Source organism: Gordonia hankookensis, from assembly GCF_014673215.1.
Lineage (GTDB): Bacteria > Actinomycetota > Actinomycetes > Mycobacteriales > Mycobacteriaceae > Gordonia > Gordonia hankookensis.
Map to the genome: position 1 here is coordinate 419,705 of NZ_JACWMS010000004.1, position 18,358 is coordinate 438,062.

The 18,358-nt window shown below is 68.1% G+C and carries 18 protein-coding genes; 16 read left to right on the forward strand and 2 right to left on the reverse strand.

The genetic code is table 11. From position 1 onward, the window contains the following. Nucleotides 1–47 precede the first annotated feature (47 nt). The 3 genes from IDF66_RS20130 (at nucleotide 48) to IDF66_RS20140 (ending at nucleotide 3,732) form a co-directional block, all read left to right on the forward strand. Nucleotides 48–962, forward strand: coding sequence for a transglutaminase family protein (locus IDF66_RS20130; protein WP_223309930.1), 915 nt, complete (start codon nucleotides 48–50; stop codon nucleotides 960–962). A 199-nt stretch (nucleotides 963–1,161) separates the two neighbouring features. After that, on the forward strand, nucleotides 1,162–2,322 hold the full coding sequence (locus IDF66_RS20135) for a hypothetical protein (protein WP_164307962.1): 1,161 nt from the start codon (nucleotides 1,162–1,164) through the stop codon (nucleotides 2,320–2,322). Between the two features lie 9 nt (nucleotides 2,323–2,331). Beyond that, nucleotides 2,332–3,732, forward strand: coding sequence for a replication-associated recombination protein A (locus tag IDF66_RS20140; RefSeq protein ID WP_164307961.1), 1,401 nt, complete (start codon nucleotides 2,332–2,334; stop codon nucleotides 3,730–3,732). 13 nt (nucleotides 3,733–3,745) lie between these two features. Here IDF66_RS20140 and IDF66_RS20145 read toward each other — a convergent pair whose 3' ends face one another. Then, a complete protein-coding gene (locus IDF66_RS20145) occupies nucleotides 3,746–4,213 on the reverse strand; it encodes an OsmC family protein (protein WP_164307960.1) in 468 nt (155 codons plus the stop codon). A gap of 148 nt (nucleotides 4,214–4,361) precedes the next feature. Between IDF66_RS20145 and alaS the strand changes: the two genes are divergently transcribed. The 8 genes from alaS to aroB all read left to right on the forward strand — a co-directional run bounded on the left by alaS (nucleotide 4,362) and on the right by aroB (nucleotide 13,703). Further along, complete coding sequence (gene alaS / locus IDF66_RS20150; RefSeq protein WP_190268322.1) at nucleotides 4,362–7,040, forward strand: alanine--tRNA ligase; 2,679 nt, start codon at nucleotides 4,362–4,364, stop codon at nucleotides 7,038–7,040. Then, the gene (ruvX, locus tag IDF66_RS20155; RefSeq protein ID WP_190268323.1) at nucleotides 7,037–7,468 is read left to right on the forward strand and encodes a Holliday junction resolvase RuvX; all 432 of its coding nucleotides are present in this window, start codon (nucleotides 7,037–7,039) and stop codon (nucleotides 7,466–7,468) included. Before alaS ends, ruvX begins: the two co-directional genes overlap by 4 nt. Nucleotides 7,469–7,568: 100 nt before the next feature. After that, complete coding sequence (locus tag IDF66_RS20160; protein WP_317628785.1) at nucleotides 7,569–9,458, forward strand: endolytic transglycosylase MltG; 1,890 nt, start codon at nucleotides 7,569–7,571, stop codon at nucleotides 9,456–9,458. 4 nt (nucleotides 9,459–9,462) lie between these two features. Further along, the gene (locus tag IDF66_RS20165) at nucleotides 9,463–10,293 is read left to right on the forward strand and encodes a shikimate dehydrogenase (RefSeq protein ID WP_190268324.1); all 831 of its coding nucleotides are present in this window, start codon (nucleotides 9,463–9,465) and stop codon (nucleotides 10,291–10,293) included. Between the two features lie 120 nt (nucleotides 10,294–10,413). After that, nucleotides 10,414–10,800: a prepilin peptidase gene (locus IDF66_RS20170; protein WP_190268325.1), complete on the forward strand. Its 387-nt coding sequence runs from the start codon at nucleotides 10,414–10,416 to the stop codon at nucleotides 10,798–10,800. 40 nt (nucleotides 10,801–10,840) lie between these two features. After that, on the forward strand, nucleotides 10,841–12,049 hold the full coding sequence (gene aroC, locus IDF66_RS20175) for a chorismate synthase (RefSeq protein WP_164307955.1): 1,209 nt from the start codon (nucleotides 10,841–10,843) through the stop codon (nucleotides 12,047–12,049). Beyond that, the gene (locus tag IDF66_RS20180; protein ID WP_164307954.1) at nucleotides 12,046–12,600 is read left to right on the forward strand and encodes a shikimate kinase; all 555 of its coding nucleotides are present in this window, start codon (nucleotides 12,046–12,048) and stop codon (nucleotides 12,598–12,600) included. Before aroC ends, IDF66_RS20180 begins: the two co-directional genes overlap by 4 nt. Further along, a complete protein-coding gene (gene aroB / locus IDF66_RS20185) occupies nucleotides 12,597–13,703 on the forward strand; it encodes a 3-dehydroquinate synthase (RefSeq protein WP_190268326.1) in 1,107 nt (368 codons plus the stop codon). Before IDF66_RS20180 ends, aroB begins: the two co-directional genes overlap by 4 nt. An 82-nt stretch (nucleotides 13,704–13,785) precedes the next feature. Here aroB and IDF66_RS20190 read toward each other — a convergent pair whose 3' ends face one another. Continuing rightward, the gene (locus IDF66_RS20190; protein ID WP_164307952.1) at nucleotides 13,786–14,280 is read right to left on the reverse strand and encodes a B-4DMT family transporter; all 495 of its coding nucleotides are present in this window, start codon (nucleotides 14,278–14,280) and stop codon (nucleotides 13,786–13,788) included. 109 nt (nucleotides 14,281–14,389) lie between these two features. Here IDF66_RS20190 and IDF66_RS20195 point away from each other — a divergent pair, with 109 nt between their 5' ends. From IDF66_RS20195 to IDF66_RS20215, 5 genes are all read left to right on the forward strand, one after another. Further along, nucleotides 14,390–15,532 (forward strand): M24 family metallopeptidase, encoded by a 1,143-nt coding sequence (locus IDF66_RS20195; RefSeq protein WP_190268327.1) that lies wholly within the window; start codon nucleotides 14,390–14,392, stop codon nucleotides 15,530–15,532. A gap of 37 nt (nucleotides 15,533–15,569) precedes the next feature. Beyond that, nucleotides 15,570–16,133, forward strand: coding sequence for an elongation factor P (gene efp, locus IDF66_RS20200; RefSeq protein WP_164307950.1), 564 nt, complete (start codon nucleotides 15,570–15,572; stop codon nucleotides 16,131–16,133). A gap of 15 nt (nucleotides 16,134–16,148) precedes the next feature. Beyond that, nucleotides 16,149–16,646, forward strand: coding sequence for a transcription antitermination factor NusB (gene nusB, locus IDF66_RS20205; RefSeq protein ID WP_190268328.1), 498 nt, complete (start codon nucleotides 16,149–16,151; stop codon nucleotides 16,644–16,646). A 114-nt stretch (nucleotides 16,647–16,760) separates the two neighbouring features. Beyond that, entirely contained in the window at nucleotides 16,761–17,381 is a 621-nt protein-coding gene (gene pyrR / locus IDF66_RS20210) for a bifunctional pyr operon transcriptional regulator/uracil phosphoribosyltransferase PyrR (RefSeq protein ID WP_190268402.1), read from the forward strand. Further along, nucleotides 17,381–18,337, forward strand: a complete 957-nt coding sequence (locus IDF66_RS20215; protein ID WP_190268329.1) for an aspartate carbamoyltransferase catalytic subunit — start codon at nucleotides 17,381–17,383, stop codon at nucleotides 18,335–18,337. The genes pyrR and IDF66_RS20215 overlap by 1 nt, the downstream gene beginning before the upstream one ends. The last annotated feature ends 21 nt before the right edge of the window (nucleotides 18,338–18,358 follow it).

Genomic DNA, 18,358 nt, shown 5'->3' on the forward strand with positions numbered 1-18,358 from the left:
CGGAAAGTGGCGACGTCATCGATGGTCACCGGCGTCGCTACCGGGTCATGCATCGCACGTCGTACACCTACGACGACGTGGTCTCGTCGTCATACGGTCGCTGCTACCTCACCCCTCGCGAGTTGCCGCACCAGCGGGTGCTGTCGGCCGGGGTGACCATCGAACCCGAGCCCGACGACTGGTCCACCGGGGTCGATGTCTACGGCAACGCTGATTCGTACTTCCATGTCCGGTCCAACCACGACGAGCTGGTCGTCACCGCGACCTCGGTCGTCGAGGTCGATCCACCCGACCCGGGGATGCTCCTCTCGCCTGCGGCACTCGGTCCGTGGGAGCAGGCCCGCCCGTCGTCGATCGGTCCCGCGGGTGCCGGTGCGGTCGAGTTCCTCCTCGACCTCACGCCTCCGGAGATCACGCCTGCGGTGGCCGGTTACGCGGCTGAGGTGTTCCGGCCCGGCCGGCCGCTGATCGAGGCCGTCACAGACCTGACCTCGCGGATCTTCCGGGACTTCACCTACAAATCGGGATCGACAGCGATCAGCACCCGCGTGGACACCGTCCTGGAACGGCGTATGGGGGTCTGTCAGGACTTCGCCCGCGTCGCCATCGCCTGCCTGCGCTCGGTCGGGCTCGCAGCGCGTTACGAGTCGGGCTATCTGGCCACCGATCCACCGCCGGGCCGGGAACGGATCTTCGGCGCGGACGCGAGCCACGCGTGGGCGGCCGTGTGGCTGCCCGGTGACCGTTGGCTGGCCTTCGACCCGACCAACGACAAGCTCGTCGACGAACGACACGTGACAGTGGCGTGGGGTCGCGACTACGACGACGTCCCGCCGTTGCGCGGGGTCATCTACACGGAGTCGAAGAAGAGCCGGATCGATGTGTCGGTGGACGTCAGCCCGATCGGTGCCGACGATGTGTCCGAGATCACCGAGGGGTCGTCGAGAACGAACGCCGACTAGCCTCACCGGGCGATTCGGGCCGGTTCACCCGACCGGATGACACGCACCGGCGTCGGGCTGGACCTCGACCTGACCCTTGTTGTGCGAGACGGGATCTGACATCTGCCGAGGTGGGCGCGGTTTACCAGTGGCAAATGCATTGCAGATGGATGAAGAGTCGTGACGCCGTGATCGGCGATTGGGTAGGTTGGTGGGTGACATGACGGTAATCACTGAGAGTCGCATCGCCGGTGTGGTGCGCGCGGCCGAGGCGGTTCTCTCGCATCGGGCCGGTTCCCCCGTCACCCTCGCAGACCCCGAAGACCTCGGGGGCAGTGGTCGCACCGTCGTGGTGCGGGCGCGGGTGGCGGTCAATCCTCTGTCGATGGATCGCACCCTGGTGATCAAGGCATTGCCCGCCGACGAGGACCCCCGCGCCTTCCATCGCGAACTCGCCTCCTACAAGTACGCCACCGCGCTGCCAACCGAGTCCCGTCCGGGACCACAGCTCATCGCGTCGGACCCCGACGTACGGGTCCTCGTGCTCACCGACCTCGGGCACGGGCGATCACTGACCTCGCTGTTGTCGGGCACCGACGTCGTCGAGACCTCGCACGCCGTCAGTGCCTGGGGGCAGGCACTCGGTCGTATGCACGCGGCGACGGTCGGCGGTGAGATCGACTTCCTCGCCATTCTGCGGCGTGGGGCGAACGGCACCGATGACGTTGATGTCCTCGGCGAGGCCGCCGCGCGGGCGGTCGAGGACGCGCCGGCCCTGACCGAGAGCCTCGGTGTCGAACTGCCCGATGACGTCGCGAAACGACTGATGATCGCCTGTGGACTGTTCGCCGACGGTGATCACCGGGCCTTCAGCCCGTCGGACGTCGGCGCGGAGAACATCCTGCTCAACGACGAGGGCGTGCAGTTCATGGACTACGAGTGGGGCGGTTTCCGCGACGCCACTCTCGACATCGCGTATGCCCTGGTCACCTTCGGTGCACAGTTGTCGCACGTCAACGTCGACCACCGCGCCGACCTCGAGATCGCGATGGTCGACGCCTGGCGATCGGAGGTCTATCCCATCTGGCCGGGCCTCGGTCACGACGGTGAGGCGACCCGCAAGATCACCACCGCCCGGCTGTTGTGGACGTGGCTGTCGACTGTGTGGATGCTGCCCGACGATGCAGCCGCGACCGTCGAGGACCGACGTCCCGGTCACGCCGGTCAGACCCACGACTGGGCGCTGCACACCAACGATCCCCGCGTCGTCGTCGCGCGCTGGGCGGATCTGTCGGCCGCGGCGGTCCGGGCAGGCGAAGCGGAGATCGCCGAGTTCGCGTCCCGGCTCGGTGCCGCGCTGCAGCGCACCTGGCTCACCTGACGGCGCGCCGTGGAAGGGCTGTTCGACCCACCGACAGGCGCCCCGGGTCCCGGTTCGGGCGGCCTCGCGTCACCTCCCGGCGCGCACGCACCGTTGGCGGTGCGGATGCGCCCGGAGTCGCTCGAGGAGATCGTCGGCCAGCAGCATCTGCTGGGCCCCGGGTCGCCGTTGCGACGCCTCATCAACGGCTCCGGTGCGGCATCAGTGATGCTCTACGGCCCGCCCGGTACCGGCAAGACGACGATGGCCGCCCTGATCTCCCGGGCCACGGGAGGTCGGTTCGAGGCGCTCTCGGCACTGTCGGCCGGCGTGAAGGAGGTGCGTGCCGTCATCGACGTCGCGCGGCGCCGGTTGATCGAGGGGCAGCAGACCGTGCTGTTCATCGACGAGGTGCATCGGTTCAGCAAGACGCAGCAGGACGCGTTGCTGGACGCGGTGGAGAACCGCATCGTGCTGCTGGTGGCGGCGACCACGGAGAACCCGTCGTTCTCGGTGGTCGCGCCGTTGCTGTCGCGGTCACTGGTGCTGCAGCTGCGATCGCTCTCCGACGACGACATCCGCGAGGTGCTGCGCCGTGCCGTGGCCGACCCGCGCGGTCTCGACGGGCGGGTCGAGGTCAGTGACGCGGCCATGGACCACCTCGTCGCGGTGGCCGGTGGCGACGCCCGTCGGGCCCTGACCGGCCTGGAGGCGAGCGCGGATGCGGCGTTGCGCGGCGACGACGAGGATGCCTCGGGAGCCGACGGCCACCGTCGGGTGCTCGACGTGACCGAGGTGGAGGCGGCCATCGATCGCGCCGCGGTGCGCTATGACCGTGACGGCGACCAGCACTACGACGTGACCAGCGCATTCATCAAGTCCATCCGCGGCTCGGATGTCGATGCCGCGCTGCACTACCTGGCTCGGATGATCGTCGCGGGCGAGGACCCCCGATTCATCGCCCGTCGCCTGATGATCCATGCCAGCGAGGACATCGGCATGGCCGACCCGACGGCCCTGCAGACGGCCGTGGCCGCCGCCCAGGTGGTGGCTCTGGTCGGGATGCCGGAGGCAAAACTGGCCCTCACCCAGGCCACCATCCACCTGGCGACCGCCCCGAAGTCGGGCGGAGTGGTCTCGGCGATCGGCGCCGCGATCGCCGATGTCGAGGCCGGGAAGTCGGGGGCGGTTCCCGCGCATCTTCGAGACAGCCACTACGCCGGGGCCAAAGGTCTGGGCAGCGGCATCGGCTATCGGTACCCGCACGACGATCCGGACGGTGTGGTGGCCCAGCAGTACGCGCCCGACGAACTGATCGGGGTCGACTACTACCAGCCGACCGATCACGGGTTCGAACGAGAGATCGGCGCCCGGCTGGGCAAGTTGCGGTCCATCGTGCGGGCCGCGGTTGCCCGTTCGCGGCGACGGTAGACCTTCCAGGCGGTCAGCCGATCTCGACCACGGTCTCGTGGCGGACGGGGAAGTTCACCGAGTTCGCGATGAAGCACCACTCGTGGGCGTCGTCATGGGCAGCGATCGCATCGTCGACCATCGACCCGTCCGCGACGGTGACCCGCGGACGCAGCGTGGCGCTCACGAAGTGCCCACCATTGCCGTCCTGTGCCATGACCGCGTGCGCGTCGTCGACGTACGCGGTGACGACGACACCGCGGGCCACGCAGGCATGCAGGTAGGAGAGCAGGTGGCACTGGGAGAGCGCCGCCAGCAGCATGTCCTCCGGGTTCCAGCGCCCACGGTCGCCGCGGAACGCGGCATCGGCGGAACCGAGAAGCGCAGGCTTTCCCGGCATGGCAACGACCGTGTCGCGGTCGTAGTCGCGATACCCGGTTGTTCCCGGGCCACGGTTGCCGGTCCAGGTGGTCGTGAGTGCGTATTGATGGTCGGTCGACATGGTCGACGAGTCTGCCACCGGGCTCCGACACGATGCCGGACACGTACGCGCTCCCACCTCGGCGGTAGTCTGGAGAGTCGCAGACCGGTCACGACGCCGGTCCGGACGACCAGATGCCAGACCGACCACTCACCAAGGACGAACTCAGTTGCAGACGCATGACATCCGGCAGCGCTTCCTGGATCACTTCATCAAGGCGGGCCACACCGAGGTCCCGAGCGCCTCGCTGATCCTCGATGACCCCAACCTGCTGTTCGTCAACGCCGGAATGGTGCCGTTCAAGCCTTACTTCCTGGGTGAGCAGACCCCACCCTTCGACCGCGCGACGAGCGTGCAGAAATGCGTGCGCACCCTCGACATCGACGAGGTCGGCATCACGACGCGTCACAACACGTTCTTCCAGATGGCGGGCAACTTCTCGTTCGGCGACTACTTCAAGCGCGAGGCGATCGGCTTCGCGTGGACGTTGCTCACCAACAGCGTCGCCGACGGCGGATACGGGATCGAGGCCGACAAACTGTGGCCGACGGTCTACCTCGACGACGACGAGGCCGAGGCCATCTGGCGCGACGAGATCGGCGTCCCCGCCGAGCGCATCCAGCGGCGCGGTCTGAAGGACAACTACTGGTCGATGGGTGTCCCGGGCCCCTGCGGCCCGTGCTCGGAGATCTTCTACGACCGCGGTCCGGCCTACGGCGAGGAAGGCGGGCCCGAGGCCGACGAGGACCGCTACATCGAGATCTGGAATCTCGTGTTCATGCAGAACGTGCGGGGCCCCGGTGGCGGCAAGGACGGCTACGAGATCCTCGGTCCGCTGCCGAAGAAGAACATCGACACCGGCATGGGCATCGAGCGTGTCGCCTGCATCCTGCAGGGCGTCGACAACGTCTACGAGACCGACCTGTGCAAGCCGATCATCGACCTCGCGGCCCGACTGACCGGCCGCGCATACGGCGCAGGCAATCACGACGACGACGTCCGGTTCCGCGTGATCGCCGACCACGCCCGCACCGCGACCCTACTCATCGGCGATGGCGTCCTGCCCGGCAACGACGGACGAGGTTACGTCCTGCGCCGCCTGCTGCGGCGGGTGGTCCGGTCGGTACGTCTCCTCGGAGCCGATCAGCCGACGATGGGGGACTTCATCAACCTCGTCGTCGACACCATGTCTCCCTCATACCCGAACCTCGCCGAGCAGCGCACGCACATCGTCGACGTCGCGATCGGTGAGGAGGCGTCGTTCAGCAAGACGTTGGCCGCCGGTTCCAAGCTCTTCGCCGATGCCGCGCAGGCCACCAAGGCGTCCGAGAACACCACGATCAGCGGTGACGACGCGTTCACCTTGCACGACACCTACGGCTTCCCGATCGACCTGACCCTGGAGATGGCCGCCGAGGCCGGGTTGTCGGTGGACCAGCAGGGTTTCACCGCGCTGATGGCCGAGCAGAAGCAGCGCGCCAAGGCCGATGCGACCGCCCGCAAGACCGGTCACGCCGACCTGTCGGTGTATCGCGAGTTCCTCGACCGTGGGCCGACCACATTCACCGGGTTCGACGAACTCGTCTCGGAGGCAAAGGTTCTCGGGCTCGTGTCCGACGGCACCCGGGTGCGCAGCGCGTCGTCGGGGCAGGAATTGGTCGTGGTACTCGACCGCAGTCCGCTCTACGCCGAATCCGGCGGTCAGATGGCCGATGTCGGGACGATCACGACCGGCGACGGTGTGCGCCTGCGCATCACCGACGTCCAGAAGGCCGGCAAGTCCGTGTGGCTGCACAAGGTGACCGTCGACGAGGGTGAGATCGCCGAGGGCGACGAGGTCATCGCGTCGGTCGACCAGGCGTGGCGGCACGGTGCGACACAGGGACATTCGGGAACTCACATGGTGCACGCCGCACTGCGCGAGGTACTCGGGCCGACCGCGACGCAGGCCGGTTCGCTGAACCGGCCCGGCTATCTGCGATTCGACTTCCACTCCGGGAAGCCGTTGTCGGAGAGCCAGCGTCGTGAGATCGAGGAGATCAGCAATGCGGCGGTCGAGGCCAACTATCCGGTGCACACCTTCGAGACGGGGCTGACCGAGGCGAAGCAGATGGGAGCGCTGGCGCTGTTCGGTGAGAACTACGGCGACGTGGTCCGCGTCGTCGAGATCGGTGGCCCGTTCTCCATGGAGCTGTGCGGCGGAACGCATGTCGCGGCGTCGTCGCAGATCGGTCCGGTCACGGTGATCGGTGAATCGTCGGTCGGATCGGGTGTCCGGCGCGTGGAGGCCTACGTCGGCATGGACTCGTTCCGGTTCCTGTCCAAGGAGCGGGCGCTGCTGGCCGGTCTCGCATCGTCACTCAAGGTGCCCTCCGATGAGGTGCCGGGTCGCGTCGAGCAACTGGTGAACCGGCTGCGCGACGCGGAGAAGCAGGTCGAACGGTTGCGGGCGGATTCGGCTCGCGCAGCAGCAGGCGGACTGATCGACTCCGCCGTCACGGTGGGTTCGACGCTGATCGTCGGTGGGCGCCTGCCCGACGGGCTCGACGCCAACGGGTTGCGTTCGCTCGCAACGGATCTGCGTGGCAAGGTCGCCGACCGGCCGGCGGTGATCGCGCTCTTCTCGTCGACCACCGATGGCGAGACCACCAAGGTGCCATTCGTCGTGGCCACGACCGATGCCGCTCGCGGACTCGGCGTCAAGGCCGGTGACATCGTCAAGGAGGTCGCCGGACTGGTCGGCGGCCGCGGTGGCGGAAAACCCGATCTCGCGCAGGGATCCGGTACCGACGTCACCGGCGTCGACGCCGCGATGACCCGTCTGCGCGAACTCGTCCGGGACCGATGACGGCGACCCGCGGACGTCGCATCGGCGTCGATGTCGGATCGGTCCGCATCGGTGTCGCGGTGTGTGATCCGGATGGCATTCTCGCGACACCCGTCGAGACCGTCCGGCGGACCCCCGGCGGCAGAGCGGACCTCGAACGAATCGCCGCCATCGTGGCCGAGTACGACGCAGTCGGCGTGGTGGTCGGTCTACCCAGGACATTGCGCAACGAGGACGGGAAGGCGGCCGGGCTGGCACGTGAGTTCGGTGATCAGCTCGCAGCCCGTATCAGCCCGGTCGGTGTCGAATATCACGACGAACGCCTGACCACGGTGACTGCTACCCAGGCGCTGCGTGCGAGCGGGGTGAAAGCGAAATCCTCGCGCGCCGTGATTGATCAAGCGGCCGCGGTCGCTATTCTGCAGGGGTGGCTGGATACGCGACGATGAGTTCTGGATCCGTCCGTCCCCACAGCACAGCGCAATTCGCGATCGCGAATCGGCGCTACAATTCAGACGACTTTCGCCGGAACCGGAGAGGAATCATTCGGTGACCGACGAGCACCAGCATCGACCGCGACAGCGGCGTCACGACATCTCCGAACAGCCAACCGAGCAGCTCGATCTCGAGCGACTGCGGTATTTCACGCAACCCGCCGACGGCAAGCCCTCGACGCGTCATCGCCGCCGCAGGGCCGTGGAGTCGGACGAGCGGGAGGTCGCGCGATCTGCGCAGGCCGCGCACCCGCCGAACCGACCCGCGGGTGCTCAACCGCCTCCTCCCGGCGCGCCGCCGATGCCCAGTGGTCCGATGCCCAGTGGTCCAATGCCCAGCGCTCCGATGCCCAGCACTCCACCGGCGCCGAGCCCGCCACCTCCCGCTGCGCCGCGGACCGGTGCGCAGCGCGTCGCTCCAGAGGCCCGGCGACGGGCGCCGAGCGCGCCGCCGCCACCGAGCCGACCCGAGCGGATGCCTCCCGAGCGGATCCCTCCCGAGCAGATCCCTCCAGAGCCGAACCCGTCCGCGGACCACGTCGATCCGGACCAGCCCCTGACGCTCTCGTCGGGTGAGTACAGCGACCCGCTGCGCAGCGCAGTTCCGCACCGGGTGCGCCCGCAGACGATCGAGCCCCAAGCGCCGCGTACACACTTCCTCGACAGCGAGGACGATCCGCTCGACGCGACCGCCGACGACGCCGACGACGTCGCCGATCGCGGTCGTCGGCGCCTGCGGCGGGAGCGCGGCGCAGGGCGCCCGAAAGGCAGACGTCCCCGTCGGGAGAAGGTCGGCTCGCCGAATCGCACGCGACGGCGCGTCGTCCTCGCGCTCGTGATGGCCTGCATGCTGGTCCTGGTCGCCGGGGTCGGATTCGTCGGTCTGCGCTCGCTCGGGGTCTTCGAGAATCACAAGGACTACTCCGATGCGGCAGGTACGGCCGATGTGATCGTCGACATCCCGCAGAACTCGACGCTGATGGACTTCGGCCGGATCCTGGAGAAGGACGATGTCGTCGGCAGCGTCAACGCGTTCCTCGACGCCGCAGGCGGGCAGGCCATGTCGGGCGGCTACTACAAGCTCCGAACCCAGATCCCCGCATCCACCGCGGTCGCGATGATGACCGACGACAACGAGCACCGGGTCGGCCGAGTGGTGGTGCCCGAAGGGCTGCAGCTCGACAACAAGAAGGGCGTCGACGGCAAGACCACACCGGGAATCTTCCAGATGATCTCCGACGCCACGGCGGTGACCGTGAACGGTCAGCGTGTCGGTGCGGACGTCGGACAACTCGAGAAAGCGGCGGCCGAGTCGACACCGGAGCAGCTCGGGGTGCCCGCGTGGGCTCGCCCCACCGTCGAGCAGCTCACGGGTGATCACCGGCGGATCGAGGGACTGATCGCGCCCGGAACCTGGGAGACGATCGATCCGAACCATTCGGCGACCCAGATCCTGCACGATCTGATCGTCGCGAGCTCGATCCGATTCCAGCAGTGGGGTCTGCTCGAAACGCGGGACTCCGGGCTGACCCCGTACGAGACGCTGGTGGCGGCATCGGTCGTCGAACGTGAGGTGACCGACCCCGAGGACTTCCCGAAGGTGGCAAGGGTGATCCTCAATCGCTTGGCCAAAGACCAACGGCTGGAGATGGATTCGACCACCAACTACACCGCGAACGTGACGAACATCGACGTCTACGGCGACGCATACAAGGCCGACAACAAGTGGAACACCTACCGCAACACGGGACTACCGGTGACGCCGATCGGTGCGGTGGGCGAACGCGCGCTCGGTGCCGTCGAGCATCCGACCGCAGGTGACTGGCTCTACTTCGTCACCGTGGACAGGCAGGGCACCACGCTGTTCGCGAACACCTTCGAAGAACATCAGCAGAACCGCGAAAAGGCTTGTGAGAACAAGCTCCTGAGCACCGGGTGCAGCTGATCGGATGGACCTGACAGCCCGCCGGGCCGCCGTGCTGGGATCGCCGGTCGGTCATTCCCGATCGCCGGACCTGCACCTGGCCGCCTACCGTGCGCTGGGTCTGACGGACTGGACCTATGACCGGATCGAGTGCACTGCCGAGGAGTTGCCGGATCTGGTGGGTGGCCTGGGTCCCGACGTCGTCGGTCTCTCGGTGACGATGCCGGCCAAACTCGCGGCTCTGGCGTTCGCCGACGAGCGCACGACGCGGGCCGAACTCGTCGGGTCGGCCAACACGCTGGTACATACCGAGCACGGCTGGCGCGCCGACTGCACCGACATCGACGGCATGGCAGGCGCTCTGCGGGAGGTGGGCGCCGACGCCACGACCAATGCGTCTGCCGTCGTGGTGGGTGCCGGCGGTACCGCGCTGCCCACGGTGGCCGCACTCGCCGATGCCGGCTTCACCGACCTCGTGGTCGTTGCGCGCGACGCCGGCCGGGCCGCACCGGTGATCGAACTCGGACGGGCGGTGGGCATGACCACCGCGATGCTGCCATTCGAGCCCGGTTCCGAGCTCGAGGCGTCGGCGGCCGCCTCCGGCGTTCTGATCTCCACGGTCCCCGCGGGCGCGACCACACCGATCGTGGGCTCGCTGGCATCCGCACCGAGGGTCGTCGACGTGATCTATCACCCGTGGCCGACGCCGTTGGCGGCGGCGGTCTCGACGGCGGGCGGCCGTGTTGTCGGGGGACTGGTGATGCTGCTCAATCAGGCGTTCAGCCAAGTCGAGCAGTTCACGGGACGCCCCGCGCCTCGAGAGGCGATGGCCGCCGCGCTGGGCGCGGCCGGATGACCGACCGCCGGTAGCACGGTTCGGGCGTCGGAGCAGATCGACGCTCCACAGGGGGACAGCCATGCACAGGGCCGTCGCGCACGCGACGGCCCTTGTCTGCTCGACCGGCACTCTCGGCGGATGAGCTCATTTCTGGTACTGATCTGGCTGGTGGTCGTGGCGGTGGGCGATCTCCGCACGGGACGGATCGCGACGGTGCTCGTCTGGCCGGGAGTCGCGGCGACGGTCGGCATGTCGATCGAACACCCCGGGGTGTTGGCCGCAGCACTCGCCACTGCGACCCCGTACCTGCTGGCGGCGCTCGCCCGCGCATGTGGGGGCGGCGATCTCAAGCTCGCCTTCGTCGTGGGCGGGATGATCGGCGACGTGGGCACGGGGCTGATGGTGGTTGTGTCAGCCGCGGTGGTCACCGCCATGGCGCATCTGCGAGGACCGGCGCGCGAGACCGGTCGACCACACGGTCCGGCGCTGGTCACCGCCGCACTCTGCGCTCTCGGCATCGAATGACCCGGTCTACGAGGTGGGGTCGTCGGGTGACAACGAGGTCATGGAACAATTGATCACTGTGTTGCGCTGGATAACCGCCGGAGAATCCCATGGCCCGGCCCTGGTCGCCCTTGTCGAGGGGATGGTGGCCGGAGTGGAGATCACCTCGTCCGACATCGCCGAACAACTGGCGCGTCGTCGTCTCGGCTATGGACGAGGGGCGCGGATGAAGTTCGAGGCGGACAAGATCACCCTTGTCGGCGGGTTACGGCACGGCGCGACGATGGGCGGCCCCGTCGCCATCGAGATCGCCAACTCCGAATGGCCGAAGTGGGAGACGGTGATGGCCGCCGACCCGGTCGACCCCGCCGAACTGGAGGGCAGCGCGCGCAACGCGCCGCTCACCCGGCCGCGCCCCGGGCACGCCGACTACTCGGGCATGCTGAAATACGGCTTCGACGACGCGCGTCCGGTCCTCGAACGTGCCAGCGCGCGGGAGACGGCGGCACGGGTGGCCGCGGGTACCGTCGCCCGCAACTTCCTGCGGCAGGTGTTCGGGATCGACGTCCTGTCGCATGTGATCTCGATCGGCGCGAGTGAACCCTATGACGGTCCCGCCCCCCGCATCACCGACCTGCCGGCGATCGACGAGAGCCCGGTCCGCGCCTTCGACGCGGACGCCGGGCAGCGGATGATCGACGAGATCGAGGCCGCGAAGAAGGATGGCGACACACTCGGTGGCGTCGTCGAGGTCGTCGCCACCGGGGTGCCGATCGGCCTGGGGTCCCACGTCAGTGGTGAGACCCGTCTGGACGCCAGGCTGGCGGGAGCCCTGATGGGCATCCAGGCGATCAAGGGCGTCGAGGTCGGCGACGGTTTCACCACCGCACGACGCCGCGGCAGCCAGGCCCACGACGAGATGGTGCCGGGTCCCGACGGCGTGCTGCGCTCCACCAACCGGGCCGGTGGTCTGGAAGGAGGCATGACGAACGGCGAGGACGTGCGCGTGCGGGTGGCGATGAAGCCGATCTCGACGGTGCCGAGGGCGCTGTCCACCGTCGACATGGCGACCGGCGAAGAGGCCGTTGCGATCCATCAGCGCTCCGACGTGTGCGCTGTGCCCGCGGCAGGCGTGGTCGCGGAGGCGATGGTCGCACTGGTGCTCGCCCAGGCTGCCCTGGACAAGTTCGGCGGCGACTCGGTGACCGAGACCGCGGAGAATTTGGCAGGCTACCGCAAGCACATCGACGCCCGGCCGCCGCAGCGATGAGCACGACCCGTCCCGAGCGTCGTCCGGTCGTGGTACTGATCGGCTTCATGGGCGCGGGCAAGTCCACGGTCGGCCGCATCCTGGCCGACCGGCTCGGTGTGGACTTCCTCGACACCGACGCCGAAGTGGTCCGCAGCACCGGGCGGACCATCCCCGACATCTTCACCACGGACGGTGCGGAACGATTCCGCGAGATCGAACGTGACGTGGTCCTCGAGATCCTGGGATCACACGGAGGTGTGCTGGCGCTCGGTGGCGGTGCGGTGATGACGCCTGCGGTCGCGGCCGGTCTGGCAGGCCACCGGGTCGTCTATCTGAAGATCGACGCCGAGCAGGGTTTCGCGCGGGTGCGCGACAGTGACCGTCCGCTCATCGCCGGTGACGATCCGCACCGGCGCTACGGCGAACTGCTCGCCGAACGAGACGAGACCTACCTCCGCACGGGCACATTCACCGTCGACGCGGCAGCGGGCGACCCCGGGGACGTGGCGGACGCGATCCTCGCCGAACTCGCCCGCGCACTCGTACCAGAAAGGGCGGCCACCACATGACCGAGCCGATAGCGATCACCGTCAACGCCGGTGACCCGTACGACGTGGTCATCGGGCGAGGTCTTCTCGCCGATGTCGCCACCGCGGCCGGCGGAGCCGACCGGATTGCGATTCTCTACCAACCGACGCTGGCGAAGACTGCCGAGCAGATCCGGGAATTCTTGGCGGACAAGGGTTTCGATGCCCACCGGATCGAGATCCCGGACGCCGAGGCCGGCAAGGATCTCTCAGTGGCGGCTTTCTGCTGGGACGTGTTCGGCCGGATCGGACTCAAGCGCAACGACAAGGTGATCGGTCTCGGCGGCGGTGCCGCGACCGATCTCGCCGGCTTCGTCGCCGCCACCTGGATGCGCGGCATCGGTGTCATCCACATCCCGACGACGCTGTTGGCGATGGTCGATGCCGCGGTCGGGGGCAAGACCGGGATCAACACCGACGCGGGAAAGAATCTCGTCGGTTCGTTCCACGAACCCGACGCCGTCCTGATCGACACGGCGACGCTCGCCACGGTCCCGCGCAACGAGGTCGTCGCAGGTCTGGCAGAGGTGATCAAGACCGGATTCATCGCCGACCCGGTGATCCTCGACATCATCGAGGCCGACCCCGCCGCCGCGATCGACCCGGCAGGCGACGTGCTGCCGGAACTGATCAGGCGGTCCGTCCAGGTGAAGGCCGATGTGGTCTCGGCGGATCTCAAGGAATCGTCACTGCGCGAGATCCTGAACTACGGGCACACCCTCGGGCACGCGATCGAGCGGCGCGAGCGTTACCGCTGGCGCCACGGCGCCGCGGTCTCGGTGGGTCTGGTGTTCGCCGCGGAGCTGGCGAGGCTGGCCGGCCGGCTCGACGATGCCACCGCCGACCGTCACCGCAGCGTGCTGGAGCTGGTCGGTCTGCCCACGAGCTATGACGCCGATGCCCTGCCCGATCTCCTGGAAGCGATGTCGGGGGACAAGAAGAACCGTTCCGGCGTCCTGCGCTTCGTCGTCCTCGACGGTCTGGCCAAGCCCGGTCGGCTCGAAGGCCCCGATCCGGGCCTTGTCGCGGCTGCCTACTCGGCCGTCGCAGGCGACGGCGCCCCGTCGGGCGGCGTGCTTCTCTGACCGGACCACCGAGAACTCCCCCGGCACGAGCTCGTGCCGGGGGAGTTCTCGGTGATCTGAGTCCGGTGGTGGTCTGAGTCGGTCAGCCGGCGACGTGTTCGCCGTCGCGGTCGGGGTGCACCGACCAGTCGTCCTCGGTCTCCTGCCCCTTGCGCTGATCGCGGCGGACCAGGAATCGGCCGACGGCAGCACCGAGGAACGCGGGGGCGAACACCAGCAGCGCGGTGAACGAACCGCCCGCGATCAGCTCGATGAAGAGACTGGCCTCGCCGATGCCTGCGAACACGAAGCGGCCGAGGATCCAGCAGATCAGTCCGGCGACGACGCCTGCGAGCAGACCAGCCTGCAACCAGCGGACGGTGAGGTCCCGGTAGTCATCCGGATCCGGATTGGCACGGGCATCCGCAGTGCCGTCGATGCCACCCCAGAGGAGCGCCACGAGCACGACCGCGGCGATGGCGATCGTCTTCCAGACGGTGGAATGCAGCGGGGCGTTGACCACGGCCACACCGAGCAATACACGGGCGATGACGTGAACGGCGGTCATGACCACACCGCGCAGCAACCACGAAGACATAGCCGACAGGGTACGCAACGACGAACGTGTTCCAAAACACATCCCCCGTCCAACCGCCCGCGACGACATGTCTGCGGACCCGAGATCTGCGGCGCGGTAGCGTGAACAGATGCCTGCCGATGCCATGACCAGCGACTACCGAGCCCGCCGCGATCGTGTCCGCACCGCTCTCGCACGGTTGGACGAGCCGGCCGACGCCGTGGTCGTCACCGATCTCGTCAACGTCCGCTATCTCACGGGGTTCACCGGATCCAACGGCGCGGTGCTGATCTGGGCCGACGACGCTGCGGCCGACCGCATCTGCACCGACGGCCGCTATCTCACCCAGGTCGCCGAGCAGGCCGGGGATCTCGAGGCGGTGATCGCCCGTGACGTACTGACCGAACTCGCGGTGCATGCGCGCCGGGTGGGTGCCAGGTCGATCGGTTTCGAAGCGGATGCGGTGACGGTGGCGACCCATCGATCCCTCGTCGACCGGATGTCCGAGGAGGACGGCCCGTCGGCGGAGTTGGTCGGCTGCAGCGGGCTGGTCCAGGAATTCCGGAAGATCAAGGACGCGGGCGAGGTGGAACTGCTGCGCCGGGCGTGTGCGATCGGTGATCAGGGTCTCGCAGCCATCATCGATCGCGGCGTGATCCGCGCAGGCGTCTCCGAACGGGAGGTCGCCCGCGCGCTCGAGTGGGAGATGTACGCACTCGGCGCCGACGACATCGCCTTCGAGACCATCGTCGCCGCAGGCGCGAACTCCGCGGTTCCACATCATCGGCCCACGGACGCGATCCTGGCCGACGGCGATTTCGTCAAGATCGACTTCGGAGCGGTGGTCGGCGGCTATCACTCGGACATGACCCGCACCTATGTGCTGTCCCATGCTGCCGAGTGGCAACGCGAGATCTACGAACTGGTCGCCACCGCCCAGGCCGCCGGACGCGCGGCCCTGCATCCGGGCGCGGACCTGCGCGACATCGATGCCGCAGCTCGGTCGATCATCACCGACGCGGGCCACGGCGACCACTACGTCCATGGTCTGGGCCACGGCGTCGGGCTGGAGATACACGAAGCGCCGGGAATCGGGTCGCTGGCGACGGGTACACTGCCTTGCGGCGCGGCGGTGACCGTGGAGCCCGGCGTCTACCTCCCTGGGCGAGGTGGAGTCAGGATCGAGGACACGCTCGTCGTCACGAGTATGGAGACGGCTGGGGACACACCGGACCTGCTGACCGCGACCGACAAGACATTCACCGTCATCTGACGGTCGTTGACCCCGAGAAGACAGGGAAGAGAACCACATGGCGACCACCGCCGATTTCAAGAACGGCCTCGTGCTGCGCATGGATGACCAGCTCTGGCAGATCCAGGAGTTCCAGCACGTGAAGCCCGGCAAGGGGCCGGCCTTCGTCCGCACCAAGATCAAGAACGTGCTCTCGGGGAAGATCGTCGACAAGACCTTCAACGCAGGCGTCAAGGTGGAGACCGCGACCGTCGACCGTCGCGACATGACCTACCTCTACAACGACGGCACCGACTACGTGTTCATGGACGGCGAGACCTTCGATCAGATCTCGGTGCAGCCCGCCACCATCGGTGACGGCGCGCGATTCCTGCTGGAGAACATGACCGTGCAGGTGGCCATGCACGAGGGCAACCCGCTCTACGTCGAGCTGCCCGTCACGGTCGAGCTGATCGTCTCGCAGACCGACCCGGGACTGCAGGGCGACCGCTCGACCGGCGGCACCAAGCCGGCAACCATGGAGACCGGCGCAGAGATCCAGGTCCCGCTGTTCATCAACACCGGCGACAAGCTCAAGGTCGACTCCCGAGACGGCGGCTACCTCGGCCGCGTCAACGGCTGATCGAACGATTCTCCCGTGAAACAGCCCGGTACCCGACACAAAGCCCGCCGTCGCGCGGTCGATCTGTTGTTCGAGGCGGAGGCCAAGAAGGTCAGCCCGGCCCAGCTGGTCTCCGAGCGTCGGCTCTATGTCCGCGACGACGAGAGCGTCGGGACCATCCATGACTACACCGCGACCGTCATCGAAGGTCTGGCAGGCGACCTGCCGCAGATCGACGCGGTGGTGTCCTCGCATCTGCGCGGATGGACGCTGGAGCGGTTGCCCGCGGTCGACCGCGCGATCCTCCGGCTGGCGACGTGGGAGCTCTTCAATGCGACCGATGTCGACCCGATCGTGATCGTCGACGAGGCGGTGGAGTTGGCGAAGGAACTCTCGACCGACGACTCGCCCGCCTTCGTCAACGGCGTGCTGGCGCGGATCGCCGAGCTCGCACCCCAGGTCCGCGCCGCGCCCGCCGCCGGGAGCGCGATCGACGACGCACCCGCCGAACGTGAGCGCAACGACGGCGTTTGACCAAGCGCACACCTCGTCGGCTCGGTTCGACGGGGTGGCGGCGTGTAAAGTATCGCGAGACAGACATCCTTTAACGATCCGTCCGGCGAGGCGGAGAAGGAGGTCGGCTTGACCATGCCAGCTGATGGTGCGCGGCCAACCGATGGTGCCCGATCCGTGGGACGGGTTCTGCTCGACGCTTCCGACGTCGCCCGGACGATTGCCAGGGTCGCCCATGAGGTGATCGAGAAGACGGCGCTCGACTCGCCGGCCGCCCCTCGGGTGGTGATCATCGGAATCCCAACCCGCGGAACGTATCTGGCTTCGCGGCTGGCCGAGAAGATCAACGAGTTCGCGGACGCCCACGTGCCTGTCGGCTACCTCGACATCACGCTCTACCGGGATGACCTCCGCGCAAAACCGCATCGCCCGCTCGAACGGACCGTGGTGCCCGCCGGTGGCGTGGACAACGCGGTCGTCATCCTGGTCGACGACGTCCTCTTCTCCGGCCGCACCGTGCGCGCCGCCCTCGACGCGCTGCGCGATCTGGGCCGTCCCGCGGCGGTTCAACTGGCCGTGCTGGTCGATCGCGGGCACCGGGAACTGCCGCTGCGCGCCGACTACGTCGGAAAGAACATCCCGACATCGCGAGACGAGAACGTCTCGGTGCATCTCGTCGAGCACGACGAGATCGACGAGGTCGTGTTGAGTCCGGCACCCGCGGCCCAGCCGCCGACGGCAGCAGGTGAGGCCTGATGCGACATCTGCTGTCCACCCAGGATCTGACGGCAGACGAGGCGATCGGACTCCTCGACGAGGCGGAGCGGTTCGAGCAGGCGCTCACCGGACGTGAGGTGCGCAAGCTCCCGACACTGCGCGGTCGGACCGTGATGACGGTGTTCTACGAGAATTCCACCCGCACCCGGGTCTCTTTCGAGGTCGCGGGCAAGTGGATGAGCGCCGATGTGATCAACGTGAGCGCGTCGAGTTCCTCGGCGGGCAAGGGAGAGTCGTTGCGGGACACCGCGAAGACCCTGCACGCGTTGGGCGCCGATGCGCTGATCGTGCGTCATCCGGCGTCGGGTGCCGCGCATCAGATCGCGGCCTGGACCTCTGGCGTGACCAACGGTGAGACAACCGGTCCGGCGATCATCAACGCGGGCGACGGCACCCACGAACACCCGACGCAGGCATTGCTGGACGCGCTGACCCTGCGTCAGCGGCTCGGCTCGCTCAAGGATCGGCGGGTGGCCATCGTGGGCGATGTGCTGCACTCCCGGGTGGCCCGCTCCAACGCGCATCTGCTCGCAACGCTCGGCGCCGAGGTCGTGCTCGTCGCTCCGGAGACCCTGCTGCCGGTCGGCGTCGAGGACTGGCCGGTGGTCACCTCGAACTCCTTGGATGCGGAACTGGCCGCGGCCGACGCGGTGATGATGCTTCGCGTACAGGCCGAGCGGATGAACGGCGGGTTCTTCCCCAGCGCCCGCGAATACTCGGTGCGTTTCGGACTCAACGACCGGCGGATGGCTCTCCTCGCCGATCACGCGATCGTGTTGCACCCCGGTCCGATGCTGCGCGGTATGGAGATCGGCTACTCGGTCGCCGACTCGCCGCGCGCAACGGTCCTCGAACAGGTCCGAAACGGAGTGCATGTGCGGATGGCGGTCCTCTTCCGCCTGCTCGTCGGCACCGACAGCCCGGGAGCCCAGTGAACAAGCCAGGAGCTCAGCGAG

Excerpts from the sequence above, each read along its gene's own strand:
- IDF66_RS20135 (WP_164307962.1), top strand. The coding sequence starts at position 1,162 with ATGACGGTAATCACTGAGAGTCGCATCGCCGGTGTGGTGCGCGCGGCC.
- efp (WP_164307950.1), top strand. The coding sequence starts at position 15,570 with ATGGCGACCACCGCCGATTTCAAGAACGGCCTCGTGCTGCGCATGGAT.
- IDF66_RS20130 (WP_223309930.1), top strand. The coding sequence starts at position 48 with ATGCATCGCACGTCGTACACCTACGACGACGTGGTCTCGTCGTCATAC.
- aroC (WP_164307955.1), top strand. The coding sequence starts at position 10,841 with ATGGAACAATTGATCACTGTGTTGCGCTGGATAACCGCCGGAGAATCC.
- IDF66_RS20195 (WP_190268327.1), top strand. The coding sequence starts at position 14,390 with ATGCCTGCCGATGCCATGACCAGCGACTACCGAGCCCGCCGCGATCGT.
- pyrR (WP_190268402.1), top strand. The coding sequence starts at position 16,761 with ATGCCAGCTGATGGTGCGCGGCCAACCGATGGTGCCCGATCCGTGGGA.
- IDF66_RS20170 (WP_190268325.1), top strand. The coding sequence starts at position 10,414 with ATGAGCTCATTTCTGGTACTGATCTGGCTGGTGGTCGTGGCGGTGGGC.
- IDF66_RS20190 (WP_164307952.1), bottom strand. The coding sequence starts at position 14,280 with ATGTCTTCGTGGTTGCTGCGCGGTGTGGTCATGACCGCCGTTCACGTC.
- IDF66_RS20165 (WP_190268324.1), top strand. The coding sequence starts at position 9,463 with ATGGACCTGACAGCCCGCCGGGCCGCCGTGCTGGGATCGCCGGTCGGT.
- ruvX (WP_190268323.1), top strand. The coding sequence starts at position 7,037 with ATGACGGCGACCCGCGGACGTCGCATCGGCGTCGATGTCGGATCGGTC.
- IDF66_RS20215 (WP_190268329.1), top strand. The coding sequence starts at position 17,381 with ATGCGACATCTGCTGTCCACCCAGGATCTGACGGCAGACGAGGCGATC.
- aroB (WP_190268326.1), top strand. The coding sequence starts at position 12,597 with ATGACCGAGCCGATAGCGATCACCGTCAACGCCGGTGACCCGTACGAC.
- IDF66_RS20145 (WP_164307960.1), bottom strand. The coding sequence starts at position 4,213 with ATGTCGACCGACCATCAATACGCACTCACGACCACCTGGACCGGCAAC.
- IDF66_RS20180 (WP_164307954.1), top strand. The coding sequence starts at position 12,046 with ATGAGCACGACCCGTCCCGAGCGTCGTCCGGTCGTGGTACTGATCGGC.